Source organism: Arcicella sp. GW821-FHT09D11 (assembly GCF_059416265.1).
Genome location: NZ_JBWKOV010000011.1, coordinates 99,611 through 124,919 on the forward strand (window position 1 = coordinate 99,611; position 25,309 = coordinate 124,919).

A 25,309-nucleotide genomic window follows, 5' to 3' on the forward strand; every position below is an offset into this window, starting at 1 on the left:
AATAAGTAATAAAACAAAGTACTGTCTTTCAGAATAGTTTATTAAATTGGAATTTATTTACACATACTTAATAACACTGCAATGACACATCAGGAGATATTAAAAAAGGTCGAATGGAGAGATTTAAGAAGTTTGTCTATCAAAGAGATGTTGATTGAAAATAACCTTACTATTCCTTGGTTGATTATATCTCTATCGCTCGCATATTTTGATTATTATCTTCTTGCTTTACCATTTTCAGCATTCTTTTTCTTAACAGGACTTAGGCAAGTACATAATGGATTCCACAATTCGTTGGGTACAAATAAGTTTTTGACTTGGCTTTCTTTATATCTTAATAGCATTTTAATGGTTGTTTCCATCCATGCCGTTAAATTTAATCATATAAGACACCATAAATACTGTCTTGAGGAAGAGGATTACGAAGGAAAATCAGCAGCAATGACTTGGTATGGGGCAATTTTATATGGGCCAATACATGTATTTCTCATTCACAAAATCACGCTCAAACTTGGCAATAAAAATTACATACAAAACGTGCTTATTGAACTTATTTCTATTGCAATTTTTGTTTGTCTTGTATTCTATTATAGAATTGATTTTCTAATCTACCATATTATTATTATGATTATCGGAGAGTTTTTGATGTCATTCTTTGCAGTCTGGACGGTTCATCATGACACCCACGACAGCCCTGAATTTGCAAGAACTCAAAGAGATAGTTGGAAAAACAAGCTGACATTTAGTATGTTCTATCATTTAGAACATCATTTATTTCCTGCTGTGCCAACCATTAAATTACCTGAACTTGCTAAACGAATTGATCAGACATTTCCTGAAATAGAAAAGAAGCAAACATTCTAATTTACTACTATTGTTTGTTAGTCAGACATGTTAAACGTATTACCATGATATTTACCCCTTAAAATCATGAATATTAAAAACCTTATCACAGAATTCGTATTCTGAAGGCTGATTGGAACAGATAAATAATAAACGATTTTGTGAATACTCCTGCACGTTTTTTAGGTACCAATTCACTGCGTTATTATCAAGATTGGATGTTGGTTCGTCAAGCATCAAAATCTCGCAGTCAGATAGGAAGGAAAGCCCTAATTTTACTCTTTGCTTCATGCCAGACGAAAAATATTTTACTTCTTTATTCTTAGCTTGGGGCAATTCAATAAAATCAATGAATTGATTGATAGTGAAGGAATCTCTTAGAGGCTTAAATTTAGTATGAAAAGCTAGTAGTTCGCTAAGGGTGAAGTCTTCTATCAATTCTAAATATGGAGCTGTAATGCTGATATGTTGATAAAAATGGTCGATTTCAAGAATTTTATCTTCTTCTTGAAAAACAACATTGCCTTCAGTATGAGGCATAAATCCTGAAAGTACTTGTAATAAAGTAGATTTCCCGCTACCATTTGCTCCCGTAAAAGTATATGAATTACCCGTCTGAAATTCCAGCGTTAGCTTTCTGAAAATCCATTCATTTCTAAACTTTTTACCGAGATTTTGAGCGTTGATATTCAAGGGTTATGCTTTGATTAAATAAAAAGGTTGATAATAGATTCTTTCAAGAAAGCAATTATCAACCTTTTATAAATATTATGAAAGACCTTTCATGATACCTCTTTCTGAATTACGGATAAAGTTGACAATTTCATCACGTTCAGAAGAAGCAGGAAGATTAATTTCAATCTGAGTAAGGGCATCAGATGTATTCAGATTCTTCAAATAGATATACCTGTATGCTTCTTGAATTTGCGAGATTTGTTCTTCCGAAAAACCACTTCTTCTTAATCCTACTGAATTAATGCCTACATAACCAAGTGGCTCGCGAGCAGATTTTGTATAAGGGGGAATGTCTTTTCTTACCAAAGCACCACCCGAAATCATTACATGTTTCCCGATTTTCACGAACTGATGTACTGCGGCAGTACCACCAAAACGAGCAAAATCGCCCACTTCTACGTGTCCAGCCATCTGTACATTATTAGCAATAATTACATTGTCGCCAATGATACAATCATGAGCGATATGGCAATAGGCCATAATCAAGCAATTTTTACCAACTTGAGTTTTATATTTATCAACAGTACCTCTGTTTAACGTTACACATTCACGAATTGTAGTATTATCACCTACGATGGCAAGTGTTTCTTCTCCTTGAAATTTTAAGTCTTGTGGAATAGCAGATATTACGGCACCCGGAAAAATACGACAATTTTTACCAATTCTTGCCCCAGGAAAAATTGTTACGTTTGAACCAATCCAGCTACCTTCACCAATTTCCACGTTTTGATGAATCACCGTAAAAGGTTCTACGACCACATTTTGAGCAAGTTTGGCGTCGGGGTGTATGTACGCTAAGGGTTGTGTCATATTTTTTATTGATAACAACGAATAATTATTCGTAATAATTAACTCTTTCTTACTAAGCTAGCTGTCATGTCGGCTTCACAAACTACTTGTCCGCCTACATACGCTACCCCGTGCATTTTTGCAATACCTCTTCTGATAGGGGCTAATAAATCACATTTAAAAACCACCGTATCGCCCGGTACTACGCTTTTTCTGAAACGGCAATTTTCAATTCCTACTAGGTATGGCCAGTAGTTTTCTGGATCTGGTACCGAACTAAGCACTAATATACCACCCGTTTGTGCCATTGCTTCTACTTGCATAACACCCGGCATCACAGGGTTGTTAGGAAAGTGACCCATGAAATAATTTTCATTCATGGTTACATTCTTAATACCTACTACACTTTGGTCGTCCAAGTAAATGATTTTATCAACCATTTGGAATGGATAACGGTGAGGAAGTAATTGATAGATTCTCTCGAAAGTGAAAATAGGGGGTTGCTTTGGGTCGTACTGAGGCACTTTATTTTTCTCAGTTTCTAACATCAACTTTTTGATTTTCTTCGCTAATTCTACATTGGCTGCATGCCCTGGGCGTGCTGCTAAGATTTGCGCTTTGATAGGGCGACCCACTAAGGCTAAATCTCCTACCATATCTAATAACTTATGGCGAGCCATCTCGTTATTATAATATAGCTCTAAATTATTAAGAATACCTTTTTCTTTAGAAACACTTACTTTTGGTTTGCCCAAAACCATGGCTAAATGGTTTAGTTCTTCTTCAGAGTAATCGCGGTCAGCAATTACGATAGCGTTTGATAAATCACCACCTTTGATTAAATCAGCTTTGTATAGAGCTTCTAGCTCATGTACAAAACAGAAGGTGCGACACTTAGCAAAGCTTTCATTAAACTGGCTGATAGCCGTTAAATTGGCATGCTGACTTGTCAAGAATTTTGAGTTATAATCTACCATTGCCGTCAAACGATAATCGTTCAAAGGTAAAGCGGCTAATTCAACGCCTCTTTCAGCATCTTTATACCTGATTTCAGAAGGAATTTCAAAAAATTTACGATGAGCATCCTGTTGCTCTAAACCTGTTTCTAAAATGGCTTCTACAAATTTAATAGAACTTCCATCCATTATTGGTGGTTCAGGGCCATCCAATTGTATCAAAACATTATCAACCTGACAGCCTACCATTGCTGCTAATACGTGTTCTACGGTATTAATTCTAGCTCCGTTATGTTCTATGGTTGTTCCTCTTGAAACATCTACTACATGATCTACGTCAGCATCTGCAATGGGCTGATTTGGTAAATCTGTTCTTTGAAACTTGTATCCATGATTGGGCGGTGCTGGCAAAAACGTCATATTAGCTACAACACCAGTGTGTAAGCCAACCCCCGACATCGTAACAGATTTTTTGATGGTATGCTGTTTGTTATTCATTGCTTTTTAACTTATTTTCTATTTCTCTCAATCGTTTCTCTGTAGCAGGAAGTTTACGAATAAGAGCCTGTGTTTTCAAGTAGTCTATGTTTTCTGTAGCTGGCGTACCGCTTAAAATCGTTCCTTCTTTATTAGGAGCTTTAGAAATCCCCGATTGCCCTAATGCAATCGTTTTGTTGGGAATATTAATATGTCCGTTAATGCCCACTTGCCCACCAATCATACAGTTTGCACCTATTTTTGCTGAGCCTGCGATGCCAGTTTGTGCAGCAATTACCGTGTTTTTACCGATTTCTACATTATGCCCAATTTGAACTAAATTATCAATTTTTACGCCTTCTCTGATAATGGTAGAGCCAATCGTAGCACGGTCAATTGTAGCATTTGCTCCAATACTCACATAATCTTCTATTAAAACGTTGCCTAACTGAGGAATCGTTTGATAAGTGCCATCTGCCTGTGGTGCAAAGCCGAAACCATCCGCACCAATTACTGCATTGGCATGGATAGTACAGTGATTACCGATACGTGTATTTGGATAGATTTTTACACCTGAATAAAGTGTACAGTCGTCACCAATAATACTTGCTTCTAAGATTGTTACGTGAGGATATATTTTTACGTTTTTTCCAATTTTACAATTACTGGCAATATAACTAAAAGCACCAACATATTCACCTTCACCGATTGTAGCAGAACTACTGATAAATGAGGGTTGTTCAATGCCTTTTTTCTGATTTGCTAAGATTTTTTGATATTCTTGAAGAAGTGTAGTAAAAGCCGAATATGCGTTTTCAACCAAGATTAAAGAAGGAGAATAGCCCTTTTTAGGCTCAAATGTTTTGTCAACAATTACAGCAGTTGCTTGGGTAGTATATAAAAAATGCTCATATTTAAGATTCGCTAAGAAGGAAATACAACCTTCTGTTCCATCTTCTATTTTGGCTAATTGGCTAATTTTAAGGCTTTTATCTCCCTTTACTTCTCCATTTAGCATCAGAGCAATTTGTTCAACGGTAAATTCCATTCTTAGGGTGGTGGTCGTTGTGTTTTGTTTTTGGACGGCTTCGCCTAACATATTTTACCGCAAATATACATTCTTTGCCCAACATATATAATATTTTTTGACGATGTTACTTAATGCCTTTATTGTAGGTAAATCAGAAGCCTCTGCAATATCCAGTACTCTTTTGTCTTTTGTTAGGATATTAATGTTCTGTTTGCCAGATACATAGGCAGCATTAGAGGTGCTTCCTTCTATCATTAAATAAGGTAAATCACTTACCTCTACACCAGGATGGCTTAATAAATCAATTTGAATTTTTTCAAGAAAAGATGGTTCAATAGGTGAGTCTGAAATATGAATTTTGAATAAATCTCTATCTAACAACATTTTACTGATATTAGAAAGCAATTTGTCAGGATGTTTTGCCCATATTTTTACACAAGCCCAAATGTCATAATCATCCATTTCTGCAAAGGCTTCTAAATAAGATTTGTCTGAAACAAAATCATCTAGACTTACATCTTTTTGTAAAAAAACCATGAAGGCTGGTGTCGCAAAAACGCTTTCGCCTGCCCTGATTAATTCTCTTGCTCGCTTAATGATTTGAATTAACATTGTTTCGGCACAAATAGAGGTTTTGTGCAAATATACTTGCCAATACATCAATCGACGGGCAGTTAAAAAGTTTTCAATAGAATAAATTCCTTTTTGCTCAACGACCAATTGGTTGTCGACAATATCCAACATTTTCAAAATTCTATCGGCACCAATAAAGCCTTCGCGTACACCCGTAAAAAAACTATCACGGTTTAAATAATCCATTCGGTCAACATCTAGCTGACTTGAAATTAATTGCGTAAAGAATTTCCTTTCATAATTGCCAGTAAACATCTTTATGGCTAAAGTCAAAGCACCGCCTAGTTGCTTATTCAGTTCCTCCATCAACAAAAATGAAATATGCTCATGAGATACATGATTTAAAATGACAGACTCTAGTACATGAGAAAATGGCCCATGACCCACATCATGCAGTAAAATAGCAATTTGAGCAGATTCGCATTCTGCATCTGAAATTTCATGTCCTTTGCTTTTTAGGGTAGATAAGGCCTCGTTCATTAAATACATCGCCCCCAGTGCATGATGAAAACGTGTATGCAAAGCACCTGGATAAACATATTCTGCCATGCCTAACTGTTTGATTCTCCTTAAGCGTTGATAATAAGGATGCTCAATCAAATCAAAAATTAATTCACTCGAAATATTAATAAATCCATAAACAGGGTCATTAACTATTTTACGTTTATTCATGTATTTGTTAGTTGAGAATTAATGAGCGATGAATAAATAACTAATAATTGAAGTGTAGGGTTTAATTTTTCTTTTATTCCTAATCCGTGACTTAAGTCACGGGCTAAGGGTAAAAGTCTAGCGTCTTGTGTCCTCTAGTCTCAGAGTCATCCAGTCCTAAAGTCCTCAATCCAAAAAAAATCCCCAAAGAACCATACCAACAAAAATAGCGATACAAAACCTGCATCGCTATTTTTTTCAATTATTTAGTCGTTAAAAAACTTAATTATTGCCATCTCTACGACCACCGCCATTTCCACCACGGTCTCTCATTTCATTTTGTAGTTCAGCATATTTAGTAAGCTGTTCAGCAGTAAAAATAGTTTTCAGTTTTTCATCCTGTGCCTTTGTAAGGTCGCGTAACTCTTGCATAGCAGCACGTCTATCAGTTGCATTTCTTAAAGACTCTCTTTTTGTCGCTCTTTCCATCAACAAAGGCTTAACCTGATTTACTTGCTCAGTAGTCAAACTTAAAGCCTTAGTCCATCTTTTTAATTGATTGTCCACTCTCTGTTCAGGAGTCATATCTTGTTGACCACCATTTTGTGTTTCAGCACTTTGGGCTACAGAAGTCTGAACATTTACCATAAAAGTAGCGGCTACTAAGCACGCTGCGAAGATTAATTTCCTTTTCATTGCTGAGATAGTTAATATTTAAAAACAAGTCTTAGATAACTACTACTTGAAAAGGTTTAAATGTTTTTTTAAAAAGATATTTTGTAAAAATGCTTTTAAACATCTAATTTTGCACCACAAAGAAATTAAAAGCTTTGTAGGGCCTATAGCTCATTCGGTTAGAGCAACTGACTCATAATCAGTAGGTGCTTGGTTCGATTCCAAGTGGGCCCACAATAAAAAACTCATAATCAATCGATTATGAGTTTTTTTGTTTAGGCGTCTATCTTACTTTCATAAAATAACACGCCTAAACGGTACTGTATATATAATGAAGGGTTAGGTATTCTATTAAAAGTGGTTAGGCATTGTTTTTATAAATGGTTACGCATTATTTTTTAAAAGCAGTCAGGTGATTTTTTAAAAGTGGTTACAAATTGTTTTTAAAAGCAGTTAGGTAATGTTTTAAAAGTGGTTAGGCATTGTGTTATAAATGGTTAGGTACTCTTATTAAAAGTGATTACGCATTGTTTTAAAAATGAGAGCGTTTTGGTAAACGCTCCCGTATGAATTAATAAAGCAGATTAGGGCATTTTAATATCTTCAAATAATAATTATTCAGCTTCTTCAATAACTTTTATTTTTCTATTTTTTTCTGACCATAAATAAAGTGATGGTAAAATCAATGGTGCAAAAATTAAAGTACTGCTCAAACCACCGATGATAACCGTTGCCAAAGGCCGTTGTACATCTGAACCAATTCCTGATGAAATAGCAGCTGGTACAAGACCAATAATAGCAACTACTAAAATGGATAATAATGCTCTTAATTGTTCTTTTGATGATACTAGCACGTTTTGTTGTAACTCGGCATCATTATATCCTTTCGCTCGATTAATGGCTGATACTAATAAAACGCCTGCCATTACTGAAATACCAAAAATACTTACGAAGCCAACTCCTGCCGAAACGTTAAAGTAGTATCCTCGTATTAATAAGGCGACGATACCTCCACCCAAAGCAAATAAAATACAACTCATTGTTACCAAAGTATTAGGCAAATTCTTGAATAACATAAACAAGAAAAGAAAAACCAATAGTATTGTTAACGGAATCGTGAAAGCTAATTGCTTGCCTGCACGTTCAAGGTTCTCGTACTGACCACCATAAATTATTTGGTAACCCTTTGGTACGTGTACTTTGGCATCAATCTTATCTTGTAACTCTTTCACAAAACTACCTTGGTCTCTGCCTTTGATATTTGTACGAACAGTTACCATCCTTTTGCTTCCGTAACGATAAATATTCGTTTGACCTTCTACAAAGTGTATATCTGCTAATTGACTCATGGGAATTAACGAACCATTTGCCGAGGGTACTAAAATATCTTTGATAGCATCGATTGAATTACGGAACTGTGGTAAAAAGCGAACAACGATATCATAACGTTTGGTACCATCATATAAAGTTGAAATTGCTTTGCCTCCAATCGCCGCTTCAATCATATTTTGTATATCAGCAATATTTATGCCAAAACGTGCGGCGGACTCACGATTTATATTAATTGCTAGTTGGTCTTGTGGTCCTTCTTGCTCTATGTTAACATTATCAGCACCAGTAGTTTGCTTTACAATGACCGCAATGCTATCTGCTTTTTGGCGCATCATCTTCAAATCATCCCCTACAACGGAAATAGCGAGGTCTGCGGCACTACCTGTTACGATTTCCATCACCTGATCAATAATAGGCTGACCAGAAGAAAAAGATACAGAAGGTAATTGTTGCTGAAGGTCATTTTTTATTTTATCAACCAATTCTTTTTTAGAAATAGTCTTGCTCCAGAGGCTATAATCCTTCAATCCGACCAAAATTTCATTTCTATTCGCAGGAAATGGATCTGTTCCGTCGTCGTTTCTACCTGTTTGTGTAATTACAAAAGCAATTTGCGGATACTTCGCAATGATACTTCTGATTTTAGGAGCATAACTTGCGTTTTCTTGTATGGTAATACCTGCGGGGAAATTCCCTCTTAAGAAGATAGAGCCTTCATCCAAGCTCGGTAAGAATTCTGTGCCTAGTTTCAGTCCACATAAGATAAAAGTTGCTACAATAGTAAAACCTACTATTACTGTTCTTTTATAATGTTTCAGCAACTTTACTAATACATTGCCATAGTGTTTGGACAGAAAATCCAACACATAATTTTTGTGTTCTTTCATTGGCTTTTCAAAATCTGCCAACGCTTTTTTATAGCTGAAAGAAATTAGTACTGGAATAAACGTAAGTGCCGCCAACATCGAACCTATTACTGCAAACGCTAAGGTTAGGGCCATTGGTGAAAATAACTTGCCTTCTACACGAGTCATCAATAAAATAGGCATATACGCCAAAATGATGATAGTAACAGAAAAGAAAATTTCGCGACCTACCTCTTGAGCAGAAAGCAAGGTAATTTTGATGATTCCTTGTTTCTTTTCTTCAACCGTGGCTGTTCGGTATTTCCTGATTAAATGTTCTGCCATTAAACAGGCACCATCTACAATAATTCCAAAGTCGATAGCACCCAATGAAAGTAAATTGGCAGGAATGCCCGTCAAACGCATTAATATAAACGCAAACAATAATGAGAAAGGAATCGTCAATGCTACGACAAAAGCACTACGGACACTTCCTAAGAAAAATATCAATAGAATCACTACGATAGAGATTCCCTCAAAAAGCGTATGTGCTACGGTCTCCAACGAATGGTCAATCAAGAAACTGCGGTCGTATAAGGGACGTAAATGCACGCCTTCTGGCAATTCGCTTGCTTGCAAATCCGCCATTTTTTCTTTCAACAGTTTCAGTACTTCACTTGGGTTTTCGTAACGTCTTAATAAAATGATGCCTTCTACGCCACTATTTACATCAAGCTTATCTTTGGTAACGGTATAACCCAAAACACCACTGGCGGGTGGCGGAGTAATCTCCACAGTGGCCACATCTCGGATAAATACAGGCATGCCATTATCAGACTTCAACACGATATTTTGAATATCCTGTTCGTTTTTAATAGCTCCCAAGCCCCTTACGGCAAAACCTTGTCCGCCACGGGCTAAGATGTTTCCTCCTGTGTTTTGGTTATTTACATTTACTGCATCAGTAACATTTTGTAATGTAAGGTTATACTTTCTTAACTTTTCAGGTGAAGTAATGATATGGTATTGTTTCAGCGGACCGCCAAAAGTTACTACGTCTGCAATGCCTGGTACTTGCAATAGGGCAGGTTTAATCACCCAGTCTTGTAAATCTCTTAATTGAGTTTGGCTGAAATTAGCGGGAGCTTCTACTACATAACGGTAAATTTCTCCCACAGCCGTACTCATTGGTGCTAATTCTGGACTCACACCAGCAGGCAAAGCAGCACTACTTAATCGCTCGATTACTTGCTGACGAGCGAAATAATCGTCTGTACCGTCTTTGAAAGTCAATTGTACAACAGATAACCCGAAAATAGTACGACTCCTACGGTCTAATACATTGGGTGTATTCTGTAAGGCACGTTCTATCGGTACAGTTACTTGTTGCTCTACTTCTTCGGCAGCTCTACCGTCATACTGTGCCACTACAATTACACACGTGTCGGCAATGTCTGGATAGGCTTCTATTTTTAATTGTGTAAAGCACCAATAGCCAACAGCCATTAATACAGTACTTATCGCAATAACAATCCAGCGATTGCGAAGGCTGAATACTAACAAGTTCTTAATCATCTATTTCCACTGTTCAACTGGGTTGGTAATAATAAATCCGCTTTTTACTTCTACTCTAAGGGCCGTTAAAACCGCTCTCACTTTTGCTGTTTCATCGATGAACGTAATCATGATGGGGGTTTCGTCGAAGCTAAATAAATCGTTTGGACGATTGAAGTGCTTGTTGGAGCCAAAGCCTGAAATGCCTTTAAAAACAGTTAATCCTTGTATTTTTTGGGCAATCAAGAATTGGATGATGAACTCATGCAGTGATTTTGTGCCAAAGAGTTCGTCCTCGTCGATATAAATCTGAGCTTGTAGCATAGTGTTTTTAATTAAAGCAACGTTCCTTTTAATAGGAAAGCAGCAATGCTGAAATAAATGATAAGTCCTGTTACATCTACCAAAGTAGCGACAAAAGGTGCGGAGGAGGTGGCAGGGTCAAAGCCTAATTTCTTCAAAGCAATCGGTATCATTGAACCGCTCAATGTTCCCCACATGACAATGCCAATCAGCGAGAAAAATATCGTGGTGGCTACTAATAAATAATGTTCAGAATAATTAAACCAATGCAGGTGTTGCCAAAGGACAATTCTGAGAAAACCAATAGCACCAAGGATAATTCCTAGTACAATACCTGATGAAAATTCTCTTTTCATCACAAACCACCAGTCACTAAAAGAAATCTCTTTTAAAGCCATCGCACGAATAATGAGCGTTGCTGCTTGCGAGCCACTGTTACCACCGCTTGAAATAATCAAAGGAATGAAAAGGGCTAATACCACTGCTTTGGAAATCTCTTCATCGAAATAACCCATTGCCGATGCCGTCAACATTTCACTTAGGAAAAGTACAATCAACCAACCAGCCCTTTTTTTGATAAGCGTGAGTATTGGCGTTTTTACATACGGGAAATCTAATGATTCTAATCCCCCGAATTTCTGAATATCTTCTGTATCTCTTTGTTCTGCAAAATCCAGCACATCATCGGCTGTTAATACACCAATCAAAACATTTTTATCACCCACTACTGGCAATACATCACGGTCATATTCTTTAAATTTATCAATGGCTAGTTCCTTTGTATCTTCAATATTTAGACTAACACAAAAACCATCCAGAATACTTTCGATAGATTTATATGATTCATTTAGCACCAATTTGCGAATAGGAATATCATCTACCAGTCTGCCTTCTTCATCAATCACATATATTACATTGGCAGTCTCAGTATCGTTAGGATTACTCCTCAGATGTTCAATCGCTTCACCGACAGTCATGTATCTTGAAATCGTAGAAAATTCTGTGTTGATTAAGCGAGCAATGCTGTTGGTAGGATATCCAAAAAAATCATGTGTTTCAGCTCGATTTTTCTCTGAGAGATATTCAAGGAAATGAGATTGTTCTATTCCTACCAATTTTGAGAAGAATTCAAAACGGTCATCCGAAGGTAAATTATTAAGGATGACAGAAGCCTTTTCTTTAGAAATCCCTTTGATGATTTGTAACTGCCAGTCGAAAGTAAGGTAGGCAAATACTTTAGCTTGCGAGCCTTTGGGTAGAGAAATCAAAGACTGTGTGGCAACCTCTAATGGTAAAGAGCCAATAAGGATTGCTACATCGTTGGGATGCACAAAATTTTTGTCGCTATCCAAGCCCAACAATGTGCTGAAATCGCCTTTTAAAATTTTTGCTCTTACATCTTTCATTTTGTATATGGTAAGCTTTAATATGCTTTCGGTCGTCGGATTTTAGCTATCAGTTTTAATTGGTTGTCAACACTAGCTTTCACGTTATAGTTATATAGCTCTTTTAAGAACATGATTCTCAAAATTATTTATTATCACTAGCGAGGGACTTAAGTCCCTCGCTAGTGATAAGCTTTGGACTTTTCATTGCCGAAATAACGCTAATAAGAGCTGGAATACATCAAAACTCAACTCTTTAATCTTCCATCTTAAAGTCCCTCAATCCTAAAGTCTTTCCTAATATCCAAAACTCAATCCTTTCAACTGCATTACACCTTTTACCGCAATGCTTTCACCATTATTCAGTCCACTAAAAATGATAATTCTATCACCTATCTGATTTCCAATACTTACCTCTCTTCTGTCAAAAGTATTCCCATCATTTTTTACAAAAACATAGGTTTTTCCTTGAACCGTTACCAACGCATTTTTATTAACATTAATATGAGCCCCTTCGCTTACACCAAATGAGACAGTAGCAAACATTCCTGCCTTCAATTTTTGGTTAGGATTATTTAGGCTAACTCTCAGTTTCACCATTCTTGTCGACTCGTCAATTACATCAGCTACTTCTTCTATTTTACCAGTAAACTTTTCGGTAGGGAAAGCTGTAAATTGTAATGTACAACTTCCACCTTCTTTAATTTTACTAATCTGATTTTCAGGAATATCACAAATGATAAATGCCTTTCCTGCTGAAGCCTTTCTCAAAGCCTCTGGATTGAATCCTCCAGTTTTTAGCTTAGTTTCATGTTCAATAATGGCTGTTTTTTCGTTGGCCAAATCATTTTGAACAATCGCTAATTCTGTTTCTGCACTTAATAAATCTACTTGGGCATTGGCTACATCTTTTCCAGTACCTGCACCGTTTTTTAGCAAATCTTCAAATCTATTTACTTCAACATTCTTGCGTGCGATAACTGTTTTCTTTTGCTGAATAATGGTAGCTTTTTGTCTGATATTTTGTAAATGTTGTAGTAACGACGTATAGTTGGTTGCTAAATCAGAATTTTCAAATAAGATAATATTCTGAGAAGCTCCCTCTTGTGAAGACACCACCGTAGCCGAAACTTTAGCAGGCGCTGTTACTTCATCATTTAGCGAAGAGCTACCTAAGGTTTCCGTAGCAAAAAAGCTCATGCTTGCCGTAGTTGGGAAAACGATTTTGCTACCATTCTCCTGCACTTTTGGCAATACATCTACTTTCTTAACGCCTTGATTTTCTTTTCCTCCGCAAGCAGCAAGGAACCAAACAGAAAACAGTGTTATTTTTAAGGTATTTTTCATCGTCTTATTGAGCCATTTGATTAATTAAACCAGAAGCATACAGCAATTGAATATAGCTTTGGCGGTATTGTTGTAATGTATCGTAATATTGTTGCTGAGTATCTAACCAACTGCGTTGGGCTTCCAGATAATCTACAATGGTTGTTCCTCCGTGTAAGTAAGAATATTTTACGCTACTCAGAATATTCTCAGACTTTGTTAGCAAATCTTTAAACTGCTCAATATTCTGTTTTTGTACTTGATAAGCATTATAGGCTGTATAAATTTCTGTTTGAATCTGGCTTTGTGTTGCCTGCAAACCTTTTTCAGCTTGTTGTTTTTGTAAATACGACTTTTTTATTTCGCCCTGATTCCTAGCAAAAAAAGGAATATCTATTGAGCCAAAAAAACCAACATAAGGAACCGTATTTTGAGGGTTATAAATAGCCCCCAAGGTAGGCTGTGGAATAGCCAGTGATTTTTGTAACTTAATATTACTTTCGGCTACCTGAATACTTGCCTGATACGCCTGAATATCACTTCTATTGCCTAATGCTTGCTGTAAGAGAGTGTTTAATTGAGGCGAGAATGTAAATAGAAAATTATCATTTACATCAATCTCAATATTGTCTTGGGTACCTAATAAAAATTTTAAATTGGATAATTCATTTTGATATACTTGCTCGTTTGATTTGAGTTGTAAGGCATATTGATTAGCCAACAATTCAGTTCTAGCAAGGTCGGTTGATGTAATTACTTCTTTACCAAGTCTGATTTTATTGATACTCACCAAACTATCGGTATTGTTTTTAGCAATTCTCAGAATCCCTAATTGTTTGTGGGCAATCCAAACATCTAGCCACTTCATCGCTACATCTTGCAAAACATTGCGTTCAGTTTCTGCAAAAGCTTTCTGAGAAAGGATAGCATTTTTCTGAGCAAAGTCTATTTTGGCTTGTCGTTGTGCAGGTAACTGAACTACTTTAGTCAATTGCCACCAAACTTGTCGGTTTTGTGCACTTGCCAAATCTGTATTGGCAGGATACAAAGACGGGCGAGTTAAAACAAGTGTCTGATTGTTCAAATTCGGATTAGGACGAAGCTTTGAACTAATAATGTCTGATTCTGCAATACCAACATTCAACTGTTGCGTATTCAGCACAGGATTGTTTGCTTTTGCCGTTTGCAAGGCTTTTTGTAAAGTATAAATTTCTTGTGCTATGGATGAAAAGCATCCTAGTACAAGAAGACAAATAATTATGGGAATTTCTCGAAGCCGCATCATCTTATTAATCTTTGATTGTGCGGTAAAATTGGGTTATTTAGGGGAGAATGTTAGTTAGAGGGTTTTTAGAAAATTATTAGAAAATCATTAGAAAATTAAGGTAGGTACGAATGGTATTTGTACTTATCCAAGTATTTCACATTTTCCAGAAAAGGGCGTATGCAATACGCCCCTACAGGGATATTAAAGATGTGGAAATTCAAGGGTGAATTTTGTTCCTTTGCCTACTTGAGAGGTAACAGCAATTTCGCCATCGTGTAGCTTTACAATCTTTTGGGTAAGCGATAAACCAATGCCATGCCCTTCACTATATTTTTTGTTACTACCTCTATAGAAAGGCGTGAAAATTTGAGCGAGTTCTTCTTCAACAATACCGATACCTTCGTCTACAAAATGTAGGACTACTTTTTCATTTTGCACCGAAATAGATACCACACTCTTTTTGTTTGCTGAAAACTTACAAGCATTTTCGAAAAGGTTTGCAAAAGCTACTTTTAGCAGATATTCATTACCATTGATAGAAATCTCGTCATCATTTTCTACTTCATTTTCATACAAAATGTCAATCAGATAGCTAGGATTCTTTCGCTGTACTTGTTGGCGTGCATCCAATAGAATTTCGTCTAAACGAATTTCTTTAAATGAAATTTCCGAAGGGTCATAACTCGCTTTGGCAAAGTCTAATAAACTGGTTGAAAGTCTTGCTAATTTCTGAGCATCCGTTAATACATTCTCTATAACGATTTGATAATCAGCAATGCTTCTTTCTTTATGAGTCGAAAGCTCCAATTCGGTAATTATCGAGGCCAGAGGTGTTCGGAGCTCGTGTGAAATATTAGAAACAAATTGTTTTTGAGCATCAAATGATTTTTCCAGACGGTCGAGCATTTCATTGAAAGTGCTAGAAAGCTCTGCCAACTCATCTTTGCCGATACTATTGTTCAAGCGTAAATCTAAATTAGAAGCCGTAATACTTTTCACTTTATAGACAATTTCGGTAACGGGGGACAATGCTTTTTTAGAGAAAAAACGTCCTGTAGCATAAATAAAGATAATAGAACAGATAAAAATAATGAGAATGGTATTTCGAAGGTTCTGTAATTTTTTATAACCGAATTGGTCATAAGCAGCAGCCATAATAATATAGTCTTTGTTTTCTACATGAAAAAGTAGCCCAATTACCTGCCAATCTTTTTGATAAAAACGCACTTCATTTTTCTTACGAATTTCATCTATCATTTGTTCGGTTTCCTTCACAAAGTCAATATCCAACGCATCATGGTAGCGTAGTTGGAAAGTAGTATCATAAATCGCTACTTCTACTTCATTAATGGTTTCGCGGTTGTTTTTATAAATTTTTTGTAATGTTGCGGTGTCTACTTTGGCAGTAAAGAAAAGATTAGCCTTTGTAATACCTTCTTTTTTGAGGCGATTATAAAACTCAGTTTCTCGATTTTGATAAGCAGCATAATATACCAAAGCCGCAAAAAGCAATAGGATTGCCGCTGTGAGCAACGTAAAAAGTAAACTAAGCCTTTCTCTGATTTTCATTCTTCCTTAAAGATAAAACCCATTCCAGATTTTGTATGAATGAGCTTGGGTTCAAAATCTTTGTCAATCTTTTTGCGTAAATAGTTAATATACACATCGATAAAATTAGTACCTGTATCAAAATGTGTATCCCAAACTTTCTCGGCAATTTCAGTTCTGCTCAAAATTCTTTCTGCATTTCGCATCATATATTCCAGCAGCTTAAATTCTTTGGGTGTAAGGGTAATATCTATTCCCGAACGACTGACGGTTTTGGTCTGATTATTCAGTTCCAAATTAGTATATTTTAAGATAAAACCTTGATGACCCGTTTTACTACTTTGGCGTTTGGTCAAAGCCCTGATACGGACATGAAGTTCTCGGAAATCAAAAGGTTTTACCAGATAATCATCTGCTCCAGCATCAAAACCCTCTACTTTATCGTCTGTCGTTCCCAAAGCCGTCAGCATAATAATTAACGTATTGGGCTTGGCAGCACGAATATCTTTACAAAGCTCTAATCCATTAAGTTTTGGGAGAATAATATCGGTAATGATTAAATCATAGTCGTTTTGTAAAGCTAGCTTTTTACCCATCATACCGTCATAAGCAAGCGTTACGGTATAATCGTTTTCTTCTAATCCTCGTTTTACCAAAGAGGCTATTCGTTCGTCGTCTTCAATAATGAGAATGTTCATGCCTTATTATTTGCTGTATTGTTTCTGTTGGGAATAATACAAATTTAGATGAATTATTGAATGGGAATCTTGTTAGAAGCTGAATCTGCTAAAAATACAAATTTCCTTTGTGGTTTAAATATTTTTTAAACCTCATGACTAATAAATTACCATTTACTCATTTATATATTTTTCAAACAACAAAATTGAAATTCTTTCGTAGAAAATGAAGCAAATTCCTTTTTATGGAACAAAAATCTTGAGAAGCTTTGTTACCTTTGAGCCTCCCAATTTACAAATGTTCTTTTCAAGGGTATTAAATTGGCTTGAAGCAATCAACAAGATATTTTAACTGCTTGTTCTCTGGTTTTTCAACATAAAAATTGGGAGAAACAATAACATTAACAATGCGATTTTCAAAAACAATTATCCTCATTTCTATTCTATTTGTATTCAATAGTTTAGCACAAAAAAATAAGACGGTTGCTTCAAGCGATGTATTCCCGACTCCTCCAGATTCAGACATTCGTTTGTTTTATATTCAGCGAAGTTCTAATGCCAACACGGTAGTATATGATGCTAACTTAATGGCTGATAAAAAATTGAATCCTAAAAGTCCTGTACATACTTATTGGATAAAATATGCAGAAGGCGGACATAAACAAGAGCTGACATCTATTCAGCGTACGCTTGCTTATGGTTTACATACTAAAGAAGTAGCCACAGAAAAGGGAAGCTATGACGGACATTTTTTGGCTTATCGAAAAAGGAAGTTTGTGGTAAAAATCACGCCCGAAGGAGAACCTGTAGCATTATTCCCGATTAATGGTAAAATGCAAATTCTTAAAAAAGTATTTGTTAAAGTAGATGAAAGTGGCATGATGCCTTCTGTAGTTTATATCGAGCTTTGGGGTAAAGATGTCGCTACAGGTAAAGAAATATACGAGAAATTTAAACCATAATTTTTGAGTGATGAGTTGTGAGTGATGAATGAGGAGTAATATTGTAAAATTCACTCACCACTCTGCACTCAAAACTCATCACTTAAAAAACTCACAACTCAACACTTAATATGGTACAGTATCAATACAAGCCCGAAAATTTTCGCCTTTCTGATTCAAACAAACACCAATTAAAGGATTTGAAGTCGGAAGAGATGATTTTATCACTTGGCCCTCAGCACCCATCTACACATGGGGTTTTGAGGATGGAAGTGGTATCTGACGGTGAGCTTGTCGTAGATGTTGTGCCACATTTGGGTTATTTGCATCGCTGCTTTGAAAAACACGCAGAGTCGTTACCATTCAATCAAATCATTCCTTATGTGGACAGAATGGACTATCTGGCTGCCATGAATTCAGAGCATGCCTATGTAATGGGTGTAGAAAAACTCTTGGATTTAGAAGGTAAACTCCCTAAACGCATCGAATATATTCGTATATTAGTAGCCGAACTCAACCGTTTGGCCTCGCACTTTGTAGCTGTGGGTACTTATGGATTAGATATTGGTGCCTATACAGCCTTTTTATGGGTAATGCGCGACCGCGAGCATATTCAACGATTGTTAGAATGGATAACAGGGGCAAGGATGCTCTATAATTATATTTGGGTAGGAGGGTTGTTTTATGATTTACCCGTAGGTTTTGAAGAACGTTGTTTAGAATTTGTCAATTACCTGAAACCTAAAATGGTTGAGCTACGGGAGTTGATTATTGAAAATAAAATATTTATCCAACGAACAGCCAATGTAGGCGTATTGCCAATGGCTTTGGCCATCAATTATGGATGTACAGGACCAGTATTAAGAGGTTCAGGATTGAAAGTAGATTTACGAAAAGTAGATGGCTATTCGGTGTATCCAGAATTAGATTTTGATGTGCCGATAGGTAAAGGAGAAATGGGAACCGTAGGCGACTGTTGGGATAGGAACTATGTAAGAGTATTGGAATGTGATGAATCAATCAAGATTATTGAGCAATGTTTAATTCAACTTACTAATGACCATAAACGTACTACCGAGTTTAATCCACAAGCTTTAGTACCTAAAAAGATTCGTCCGCAAGCGATGGATTTATATGTTCGTGCTGAAAACCCGAAAGGAGAATTAGGTTTCTTTTTCCGTACGGATGGACGTTCGGATATTCCTGTGCGCTTAAAAGCAAGAGCTTGTTCGTTACATAACTTATCTATCATTCCAGAAATCAGTCGTGGGGCCATGCTAGCAGATTTAGTAGCCATTATTGGCTCAATGGATTTGGTGATGGGAGAGGTGGATAGATAGCAGAAGTAAACTCTTTCGTGTCATTTTAACAAAAAAAACGGTAACCGCAAGGGTTACCGCTACAGCTATTTTGATTTTGTATTAGATTGTAATTTTTTTCACAACCTACATCTTGTGTCTAATATCTTACGTCTTTTTATCTCTTCAAGCTTCCATCAAATAAGCCTTAATAAACTCATTGATTTCGCCATTCAGAACAGCATCAGTATTAGATGTTTGATAATTTGTTCTGTGGTCTTTTACACGACGGTCGTCCAACACATAACTTCTGATTTGTGAACCCCACTCAATTTTCTTTTTACCTGCTTCTACCTCCGCACGAGCAGCATTACGCTTATCAATTTCTATCTGATAAAGTTTAGATTTTAAGAGCCTTAAAGCAACTTCCTTATTCATCAACTGCGAGCGTTCTTGTTGGCAAGCAATGATAATTCCCGAAGGTCTGTGTGTCAAACGAACGGCTGTTTCTACCTTGTTTACGTTTTGTCCACCAGCACCGCCTGAACGGAAAGTATCCCAATCAATATCAGCTGGGTTTACTTCAATCTCGATAGAATCATCTGCTAAAGGATACACATATACTGATGCAAATGATGTATGACGACGAGCATTCGAGTCGAAAGGTGAGATTCTTACCAAGCGATGTACCCCGTTTTCAGATTTTAAATTTCCGTAGGCAAACTCCCCATCAATTTCTAACGTAACAGATTTTATACCCGCTACATCGCCATCATTATGGTCAGCTTCTTTTACTTTAAAGCCATTCTTTTCTGCCCACATAATATACATACGCATCAGCATACTTGCCCAATCCTGCGACTCTGTTCCACCTGCACCTGCGTTGATTTCGAGTACTGCCGACATGCTATCACCTTCTTCCGACATCATTTTGCGGAATTCTAGCTCAGCCAATTTTGCTTCTAGTTTTTCCCCTTCGGCATCTACCTCCGCTTCAGTAGCCTCACCCATTTCGTAGAACTCCCAGATAGTATCAAGGTCACCTACATAAGTATTTAGCTGGTCGAAACCCAATGTCCAGAACTTCAAACCCCTAATTTTTTGCATCGTCGATTCAGCTTTTTTAGAATCCGACCAAAAATTTGGGTCAAGCGTAATTACTTCTAACTCCTCAATTTGGAATTTCTTATTATCGTAGTCAAAGATACCCCCTCAAAGCCTCTACTTTGGCTTTCAGGTCATTGAACCTGTCTTTTGTCATGCGTTGAAATAAATTTATTTTGTTAATGCCAAACCTAACCATTGTTCGATAAAACATCGTGTTACCTAAAATAGATAGAATCTTTCATTTACAAAGATAGCTAGAAAAACAAAGCCCTCTAAATTTTTGACTTAGAAGGCTTTGTCGAAAGGGCTTTTCGCTGTGCAAGAAAGCATCTATAAATAAGGATTCTTCGGGAATTCATAATATAAATACCCTTCATTTTTTAGCTTAGCAATTGTTTCCTGTGTAGGCAATGTTTTAAAAATAACCGCGCTTAATACTTGATAAGGCAAAATGCCCAATTTACACAAGAAATTATCTCGACGAAGTTTAGATTGAATTTTACGAAAAGCCTCCGAATTGTTATTGGCAATTTCTGTATCAAGTCCTGCTTTCCAATATGAATTATTGATACCCTTAAAAGCAATGGCAGGTAGATTCATACCCATCGCTATTTTTTCCATCTCTCTATCCGACAATTTGAAAACATAATTACCTACTTCTTCAAAGGAATAACGATTTTTCCAGTATTTCTGTAAAATGGTAGGGTCGAAACGGTCAAGGATATTTTTAACCGCAAGCATCAAAGGCATTTTTGTTAAGGGGTCTTGTGGCTCGGTTAAAATAATGGCTTTTTTTGCCACTCTAATCATTTCGTAAACACCCAAATAAGCTCTAGGAAAATGGTGATAGGCCTCTTTACAAAAGACATAATCAAATGAATTATCCTCAAAAGTTAATTTTTCAACATTTTCAACCGAAAAATCATCAATCAGGTCTAGGTCTTTTACTAAAGGCAGAAAAGCTCCGCCAATATCCGTTGCCATTACGGTACAGCCTTTTCGCTTAAAATAATTAGCATCAAAACCGTAGCCATCGCCTACGGTAAGCCAGCTTTCGCCTGAATTAATTAATGGGTTGGCTAATTCAAATAATCTTTCGTGGAGCCAATAATCAATAGTATTGTCTTCTATACTTTTTTGCCATTTACGAATCGTATTCAAACGCTTTTCTTGATCGGGATACTGTTTGGCAAACCAAGATTCATGAGATAAATAACTTGTTTCTTCAAAAGTTTTTTTTGAAATATTTTCCATTGCTCTAAATAGGGAATCAAAAAATAGTGTTTTTCGTTAGACTAATGTACAGCAAAAATCTTATGATAGCGTATTTTTTTGTCAACAAAACTTAAAGGTATATGTATTAAGGTACGATAGTTAGGGGAAAAACTTATTAATAAGCCCCTTTCAATTCCACGCTTATCCTTATCTTTGTAGCATAAAATTTGAAATTACCCTTAAAAAAATAAAAATTAAATGGCACAAGTTTATGATTTAATCGTGATTGGCTCAGGTCCTGGTGGATATGTAGCGGCAATCCGTGCTTCGCAATTGGGTTTGAAGTGTGCGATAGTGGAGCGTGAGTCTTTAGGTGGTATCTGTCTGAACTGGGGTTGTATTCCTACGAAGGCATTACTAAAATCTGCACAAGTATTTGAATACATCAAACACGCTGCTGATTACGGAATCACGGTTTCTGAATCCCACGCTGATTTTGGAGCAGTCATTAAGCGTTCTCGTGGTGTTGCCGATTCCATGTCAAAAGGTGTTCAATTCTTAATGAAAAAGAACAAGATTGATGTGATTATGGGTACTGGAAAAGCCTTAAAAAACAAAAAAGTTGAAGTAACAGCTGCAGATGGAAAAGTAACAGTGTATGATGCTAAAAACATCATGATTGCTACGGGCGGAAGAGCAAGAGCTTTACCAAATATTCCAATTGATGGCGTAAAAGTAATTGAATACCGCAAGGCCATGTCGTTAGAAAATCAACCAAAAACAATGGTTGTCATTGGTTCTGGAGCCATCGGTGTTGAATTTGCTTATGTATATGCAGCAATGGGTACTAAAGTAACGATTGTTGAATTTTTACCAAACGTTGTACCTGTTGAAGACGAAGACGTTTCGAAAGAATTAGCAAAACAATATAAAAAATTAGGTATTGATATTTATACAAACTCTTCTGTAGAAACAGTAGATACTACTGGTGAAGGATGTAAGGTTTCTGTAAAAACACCAAATGGCAATATTTCAATTGATTGCGATATAGTATTATCAGCAGCAGGTGTAATTGCTAACCTTGAAAACATTGGTTTAGAAGACGTTGGTATTATTACTGATAAAGGTAAAATTTTAGTAAACCAATGGTACGAAACTAATATCCCAGGTTATTTTGCTATTGGTGATGTTACACCTGGCCCAGCTTTAGCACACGTTGCCTCAGCAGAGGGTATCATTTGTGTTGAAAAAATTGCAGGTCATAAAGTAGAGCCTTTAGATTATTCAAACATTCCGGGCTGTACTTATTGTACTCCTGAAATTGCTTCTGTAGGTTTGACTGAAAAGAAAGCAAAAGAAGCTGGTTATGACATCAAAGTAGGTAAATTCCCATTCGTGGCATCTGGAAAAGCAACAGCGGCAGGAGCAAGAGACGGTTTTGTGAAAATAATTTTTGATGCAAAATACGGTGAATTATTGGGTGCTCACATGATTGGCTATAACGTTACCGAATTAATCGCTGAAGTAGTAGTAGCACGTAAATTAGAAACGACTGCTCATGAAATCATGACTGCGATTCACCCACACCCAACTATTTCTGAAGCTGTAAAAGGTGCAGCTGAAGCAGCGTATGGTGTTGCTGTAGATTTGTAATAAAATAAGTATAAATCAGATAGGCAAAATCCCTTTTCCTTAGGAGAAGGGATTTTTTTTGTATCACGAGTTTTCAGCTCGTGTATAATTGTTTTAACGAGTTGAAAACTCGTAATACAAATTATATCTTGCATCTTCAAGTTCTCCAGTCTGAAATTAAACCCAAGAAACCATGAAAACTCTTTCTATTCTCCTTTCTCTTTGTTGTTTCTGGTTCAACACTTATGCTAGTAAAAGCAAATACAATACTGATGTGTTGATAGTAGGCGGAGGGACAAGTGGCGTAATGGCAGGAATTCAATCAGCGAGAATGGGTGTAAAAACCATTATTGTAGAGGAAAGCGTATGGATTGGTGGAATGCTTACCTCTGCAGGAGTAAGTGCTATTGATGGAAACTATAATTTGCCGTCTGGCCTTTGGAACGAATTTAGAGTAAAGTTAGAAAAACACTATGGTTCTAAACAGGCGTTAGCCTCTGGATGGGTAAGTCAGGTCATGTTTGAGCCTTCGGTTGGCGAGAAAATTTTGCGAGAGATGTGTGCCAAAGAAAAAAATCTATCTGTGATTTCGTCCATCAAATTATTAAACATTCAGAGGAAATCAGAACATTGGCAATTAACGTTTTCAGATGATATTTTAATCACTGCTAAAATTTTAATAGATGCTACAGAATTAGGAGACGTTGCTGCAAAAGTAGGTGTAAAATACGATGTAGGGATGGATGCCCAAGCTACCTATCAAGAAAGAATTGCACCAGAAAAAGCTAATCATATCGTTCAAGATTTGACCTATGTAACTATTCTGAAAGATTATCACAAAGATGTAACGATTAGCAAGCCTAGTGCATACAACAAAGATGAGTTTATCTGTGCTTGTGAAAAACTCTGTCCTGATAAACAAATGAAGCGTTTGTGGGACTGTGAGCAAATGAAAACCTATGGGCAATTGCAAAATGATAAATACATGATTAACTGGCCCATCAACGGGAATGATTTTATGTAAACTTGGTAGAGATGAATGATGTGCAAAGGCAAGAAGCAATTCAGAAAGCGAAAGACCATACAATGAACTTTGTCTATTTTATGCAAAAAGAATTAGGATGGAATACCTTAGGTTTGGCGGATGAATTTCCGACTGCTGATAAATTACCACTCATTCCCTATTATCGTGAAAGTCGTAGGATTCATGGGTTGGCAACAGCCAATATGAATCATTTAGAAAAACCTTTTGACCAATCTGAACCGTTGTATCGGACAGGTATTGCCGTCGGCGATTATCCTATCGACCAGCATCATGGAAAGAATAAGGATGCACCAGATTTATATTTTGTGCCTGTGCCTTCTTTTAATATTCCTTTAGGAAGTTTGATTCCCGACAATGTAGATGATTTGATTGTAGCTGAAAAATCTATTTCAGTTTCCAACTTGGTGAGTGGGGCTAGTCGTTTACAGCCCGTTGTAATGGGTATCGGACAAGCAGCAGGCACTTTGGCGGCTATTGCCATACAAGAAAAACGCCATCCGAAAGAGGTTTCTATTAGAAAAGTACAAGATAATTTATTGAAAGCAAAGGCTTATTTAATGCCATATTTGGATGTAAAGCCCGACCATCCTAACTTTGAAGCCATTCAGCGGATAGGAGCAACGGGTATTTTGAAAGGAGAAGGTAAAAATTATAAATGGTCTAATCAGACGTGGTTTTATCCTGATTCAGTAATGACGAACGGAGCGGTTATTGCCTCATTAAAGAGCTACTTTCCGAATTTGAATATGCAAGCTAACGAACAAGTGTTGTTAGAAAAATTAGTGGCGGATGATGCCTTTGAAATACTGACAAAAATCCAACCAGTACCTGCGGATTATCTGGCGAGTATCATGAAGGACTATCCAGATAAAAATCAGCCGATTACCAGAGCAAAACTAGCAGATTTGATTGATAAATTAATTGATCCTTTTCATCGGAAGGAAGTAGATTTTAAAGGAAATTTTAAACCTTGAGAAGTGAGCCTTCAGCTATGAGGTATCAGCCATCAGTTTTAAGGTTTCGTCTTTCTAATAAAGAAACTTTA

At 36.5% G+C, this 25,309-nt stretch carries 21 protein-coding genes and 1 tRNA gene; 7 read left to right on the top strand and 15 right to left on the bottom strand.

Annotated features, from left to right (window positions below; all coding sequences use genetic code 11):
- Window positions 1-81 precede the first annotated feature (81 nt).
- The gene (locus AC07N0_RS21050; protein WP_494590868.1) at window positions 82-864 is read left to right on the top strand and encodes a fatty acid desaturase; all 783 of its coding nucleotides are present in this window, start codon (window positions 82-84) and stop codon (window positions 862-864) included.
- A 51-nt stretch (window positions 865-915) separates the two neighbouring features.
- On the opposite strand, the gene AC07N0_RS21055 is transcribed toward AC07N0_RS21050, so the two are convergent.
- The 6 genes from AC07N0_RS21055 to AC07N0_RS21080 all read right to left on the bottom strand — a co-directional run bounded on the left by AC07N0_RS21055 (window position 916) and on the right by AC07N0_RS21080 (window position 6,810).
- A complete protein-coding gene (locus tag AC07N0_RS21055; protein ID WP_494590869.1) occupies window positions 916-1,536 on the bottom strand; it encodes an ABC transporter ATP-binding protein in 621 nt (206 codons plus the stop codon).
- A 75-nt stretch (window positions 1,537-1,611) separates the two neighbouring features.
- Window positions 1,612-2,388 (bottom strand): acyl-ACP--UDP-N-acetylglucosamine O-acyltransferase, encoded by a 777-nt coding sequence (gene lpxA, locus AC07N0_RS21060; RefSeq protein WP_309922908.1) that lies wholly within the window; start codon window positions 2,386-2,388, stop codon window positions 1,612-1,614.
- Between the two features lie 38 nt (window positions 2,389-2,426).
- On the bottom strand, window positions 2,427-3,821 hold the full coding sequence (locus AC07N0_RS21065) for a bifunctional UDP-3-O-[3-hydroxymyristoyl] N-acetylglucosamine deacetylase/3-hydroxyacyl-ACP dehydratase (RefSeq protein ID WP_494590870.1): 1,395 nt from the start codon (window positions 3,819-3,821) through the stop codon (window positions 2,427-2,429).
- Complete coding sequence (gene lpxD / locus AC07N0_RS21070; protein ID WP_492803637.1) at window positions 3,814-4,848, bottom strand: UDP-3-O-(3-hydroxymyristoyl)glucosamine N-acyltransferase; 1,035 nt, start codon at window positions 4,846-4,848, stop codon at window positions 3,814-3,816. Before lpxD ends, AC07N0_RS21065 begins: the two co-directional genes overlap by 8 nt.
- A gap of 54 nt (window positions 4,849-4,902) precedes the next feature.
- Window positions 4,903-6,135 carry an HD domain-containing protein gene (locus AC07N0_RS21075; protein WP_494590871.1) on the bottom strand — a complete coding sequence of 411 codons (1,233 nt, stop codon included), beginning with the start codon at window positions 6,133-6,135 and terminating at the stop codon, window positions 4,903-4,905.
- A gap of 261 nt (window positions 6,136-6,396) precedes the next feature.
- A complete protein-coding gene (locus AC07N0_RS21080) occupies window positions 6,397-6,810 on the bottom strand; it encodes a DUF4890 domain-containing protein (protein ID WP_492801262.1) in 414 nt (137 codons plus the stop codon).
- Between the two features lie 139 nt (window positions 6,811-6,949).
- On the opposite strand from AC07N0_RS21080, the gene AC07N0_RS21085 reads away from it, so the two are divergent.
- Window positions 6,950-7,023: transfer RNA gene (locus AC07N0_RS21085), tRNA-Ile, on the top strand.
- Between the two features lie 380 nt (window positions 7,024-7,403).
- Here the strand turns inward: AC07N0_RS21085 and AC07N0_RS21090 are convergent.
- The 7 genes from AC07N0_RS21090 to AC07N0_RS21120 form a co-directional block, all read right to left on the bottom strand.
- Complete coding sequence (locus tag AC07N0_RS21090; protein ID WP_494590872.1) at window positions 7,404-10,541, bottom strand: efflux RND transporter permease subunit; 3,138 nt, start codon at window positions 10,539-10,541, stop codon at window positions 7,404-7,406.
- Window positions 10,542-10,844, bottom strand: a complete 303-nt coding sequence (locus tag AC07N0_RS21095; protein ID WP_323251916.1) for a DUF190 domain-containing protein — start codon at window positions 10,842-10,844, stop codon at window positions 10,542-10,544.
- Between the two features lie 11 nt (window positions 10,845-10,855).
- Window positions 10,856-12,229: a magnesium transporter gene (gene mgtE, locus AC07N0_RS21100; RefSeq protein WP_494590873.1), complete on the bottom strand. Its 1,374-nt coding sequence runs from the start codon at window positions 12,227-12,229 to the stop codon at window positions 10,856-10,858.
- Between the two features lie 276 nt (window positions 12,230-12,505).
- A complete protein-coding gene (locus AC07N0_RS21105) occupies window positions 12,506-13,555 on the bottom strand; it encodes an efflux RND transporter periplasmic adaptor subunit (protein WP_494590874.1) in 1,050 nt (349 codons plus the stop codon).
- Window positions 13,556-13,559: 4 nt separating this feature from the next.
- Window positions 13,560-14,819 (bottom strand): TolC family protein, encoded by a 1,260-nt coding sequence (locus tag AC07N0_RS21110; RefSeq protein ID WP_494590875.1) that lies wholly within the window; start codon window positions 14,817-14,819, stop codon window positions 13,560-13,562.
- 183 nt (window positions 14,820-15,002) lie between these two features.
- Window positions 15,003-16,370, bottom strand: a complete 1,368-nt coding sequence (locus AC07N0_RS21115) for a HAMP domain-containing sensor histidine kinase (protein ID WP_494590876.1) — start codon at window positions 16,368-16,370, stop codon at window positions 15,003-15,005.
- Window positions 16,367-17,047 carry a response regulator transcription factor gene (locus AC07N0_RS21120; RefSeq protein WP_323251906.1) on the bottom strand — a complete coding sequence of 227 codons (681 nt, stop codon included), beginning with the start codon at window positions 17,045-17,047 and terminating at the stop codon, window positions 16,367-16,369. The genes AC07N0_RS21115 and AC07N0_RS21120 overlap by 4 nt, the downstream gene beginning before the upstream one ends.
- Window positions 17,048-17,433: 386 nt before the next feature.
- Here AC07N0_RS21120 and AC07N0_RS21125 point away from each other — a divergent pair, with 386 nt between their 5' ends.
- Window positions 17,434-17,988 (top strand): DUF4833 domain-containing protein, encoded by a 555-nt coding sequence (locus AC07N0_RS21125; protein ID WP_494590877.1) that lies wholly within the window; start codon window positions 17,434-17,436, stop codon window positions 17,986-17,988.
- A 110-nt stretch (window positions 17,989-18,098) separates the two neighbouring features.
- Window positions 18,099-19,307: an NADH-quinone oxidoreductase subunit D gene (locus tag AC07N0_RS21130; RefSeq protein ID WP_494590878.1), complete on the top strand. Its 1,209-nt coding sequence runs from the start codon at window positions 18,099-18,101 to the stop codon at window positions 19,305-19,307.
- A gap of 144 nt (window positions 19,308-19,451) precedes the next feature.
- Here AC07N0_RS21130 and prfB read toward each other — a convergent pair.
- A protein-coding gene (prfB, locus tag AC07N0_RS21135) for a peptide chain release factor 2 (protein WP_492801271.1) occupies window positions 19,452-20,526 on the bottom strand; the annotation gives its coding sequence in 2 pieces (ribosomal slippage) (window positions 19,452-20,465 and window positions 20,467-20,526; 1,074 coding nt in all).
- Between the two features lie 176 nt (window positions 20,527-20,702).
- Window positions 20,703-21,626 carry a class I SAM-dependent methyltransferase gene (locus tag AC07N0_RS21140; RefSeq protein WP_494590879.1) on the bottom strand — a complete coding sequence of 308 codons (924 nt, stop codon included), beginning with the start codon at window positions 21,624-21,626 and terminating at the stop codon, window positions 20,703-20,705.
- A 219-nt stretch (window positions 21,627-21,845) separates the two neighbouring features.
- Here AC07N0_RS21140 and lpdA point away from each other — a divergent pair, with 219 nt between their 5' ends.
- The 3 genes from lpdA to AC07N0_RS21155 all read left to right on the top strand — a co-directional run bounded on the left by lpdA (window position 21,846) and on the right by AC07N0_RS21155 (window position 25,238).
- On the top strand, window positions 21,846-23,240 hold the full coding sequence (gene lpdA / locus AC07N0_RS21145; RefSeq protein WP_492801273.1) for a dihydrolipoyl dehydrogenase: 1,395 nt from the start codon (window positions 21,846-21,848) through the stop codon (window positions 23,238-23,240).
- A 172-nt stretch (window positions 23,241-23,412) separates the two neighbouring features.
- Window positions 23,413-24,243, top strand: a complete 831-nt coding sequence (locus tag AC07N0_RS21150; protein ID WP_494590880.1) for an FAD-dependent oxidoreductase — start codon at window positions 23,413-23,415, stop codon at window positions 24,241-24,243.
- 11 nt (window positions 24,244-24,254) lie between these two features.
- Window positions 24,255-25,238, top strand: a complete 984-nt coding sequence (locus AC07N0_RS21155) for an FAD-dependent oxidoreductase (protein ID WP_494590881.1) — start codon at window positions 24,255-24,257, stop codon at window positions 25,236-25,238.
- The last annotated feature ends 71 nt before the right edge of the window (window positions 25,239-25,309 follow it).

What these genes read in the sequence shown, in the direction of transcription:
- AC07N0_RS21120 (WP_323251906.1), bottom strand. Translation starts at nt 17,047, where the DNA reads ATGAACATTCTCATTATTGAAGACGACGAACGAATAGCCTCTTTGGTA.
- AC07N0_RS21090 (WP_494590872.1), bottom strand. Translation starts at nt 10,541, where the DNA reads ATGATTAAGAACTTGTTAGTATTCAGCCTTCGCAATCGCTGGATTGTT.
- AC07N0_RS21080 (WP_492801262.1), bottom strand. Translation starts at nt 6,810, where the DNA reads ATGAAAAGGAAATTAATCTTCGCAGCGTGCTTAGTAGCCGCTACTTTT.
- AC07N0_RS21140 (WP_494590879.1), bottom strand. Translation starts at nt 21,626, where the DNA reads ATGGAAAATATTTCAAAAAAAACTTTTGAAGAAACAAGTTATTTATCT.
- AC07N0_RS21130 (WP_494590878.1), top strand. Translation starts at nt 18,099, where the DNA reads ATGGTACAGTATCAATACAAGCCCGAAAATTTTCGCCTTTCTGATTCA.
- AC07N0_RS21150 (WP_494590880.1), top strand. Translation starts at nt 23,413, where the DNA reads ATGAAAACTCTTTCTATTCTCCTTTCTCTTTGTTGTTTCTGGTTCAAC.
- lpxD (WP_492803637.1), bottom strand. Translation starts at nt 4,848, where the DNA reads ATGGAATTTACCGTTGAACAAATTGCTCTGATGCTAAATGGAGAAGTA.
- mgtE (WP_494590873.1), bottom strand. Translation starts at nt 12,229, where the DNA reads ATGAAAGATGTAAGAGCAAAAATTTTAAAAGGCGATTTCAGCACATTG.
- AC07N0_RS21095 (WP_323251916.1), bottom strand. Translation starts at nt 10,844, where the DNA reads ATGCTACAAGCTCAGATTTATATCGACGAGGACGAACTCTTTGGCACA.
- AC07N0_RS21110 (WP_494590875.1), bottom strand. Translation starts at nt 14,819, where the DNA reads ATGATGCGGCTTCGAGAAATTCCCATAATTATTTGTCTTCTTGTACTA.
- AC07N0_RS21155 (WP_494590881.1), top strand. Translation starts at nt 24,255, where the DNA reads ATGAATGATGTGCAAAGGCAAGAAGCAATTCAGAAAGCGAAAGACCAT.
- lpxA (WP_309922908.1), bottom strand. Translation starts at nt 2,388, where the DNA reads ATGACACAACCCTTAGCGTACATACACCCCGACGCCAAACTTGCTCAA.
- AC07N0_RS21065 (WP_494590870.1), bottom strand. Translation starts at nt 3,821, where the DNA reads ATGAATAACAAACAGCATACCATCAAAAAATCTGTTACGATGTCGGGG.
- AC07N0_RS21115 (WP_494590876.1), bottom strand. Translation starts at nt 16,370, where the DNA reads ATGAAAATCAGAGAAAGGCTTAGTTTACTTTTTACGTTGCTCACAGCG.
- lpdA (WP_492801273.1), top strand. Translation starts at nt 21,846, where the DNA reads ATGGCACAAGTTTATGATTTAATCGTGATTGGCTCAGGTCCTGGTGGA.
- AC07N0_RS21075 (WP_494590871.1), bottom strand. Translation starts at nt 6,135, where the DNA reads ATGAATAAACGTAAAATAGTTAATGACCCTGTTTATGGATTTATTAAT.
- AC07N0_RS21125 (WP_494590877.1), top strand. Translation starts at nt 17,434, where the DNA reads ATGCGATTTTCAAAAACAATTATCCTCATTTCTATTCTATTTGTATTC.
- AC07N0_RS21050 (WP_494590868.1), top strand. Translation starts at nt 82, where the DNA reads ATGACACATCAGGAGATATTAAAAAAGGTCGAATGGAGAGATTTAAGA.
- AC07N0_RS21105 (WP_494590874.1), bottom strand. Translation starts at nt 13,555, where the DNA reads ATGAAAAATACCTTAAAAATAACACTGTTTTCTGTTTGGTTCCTTGCT.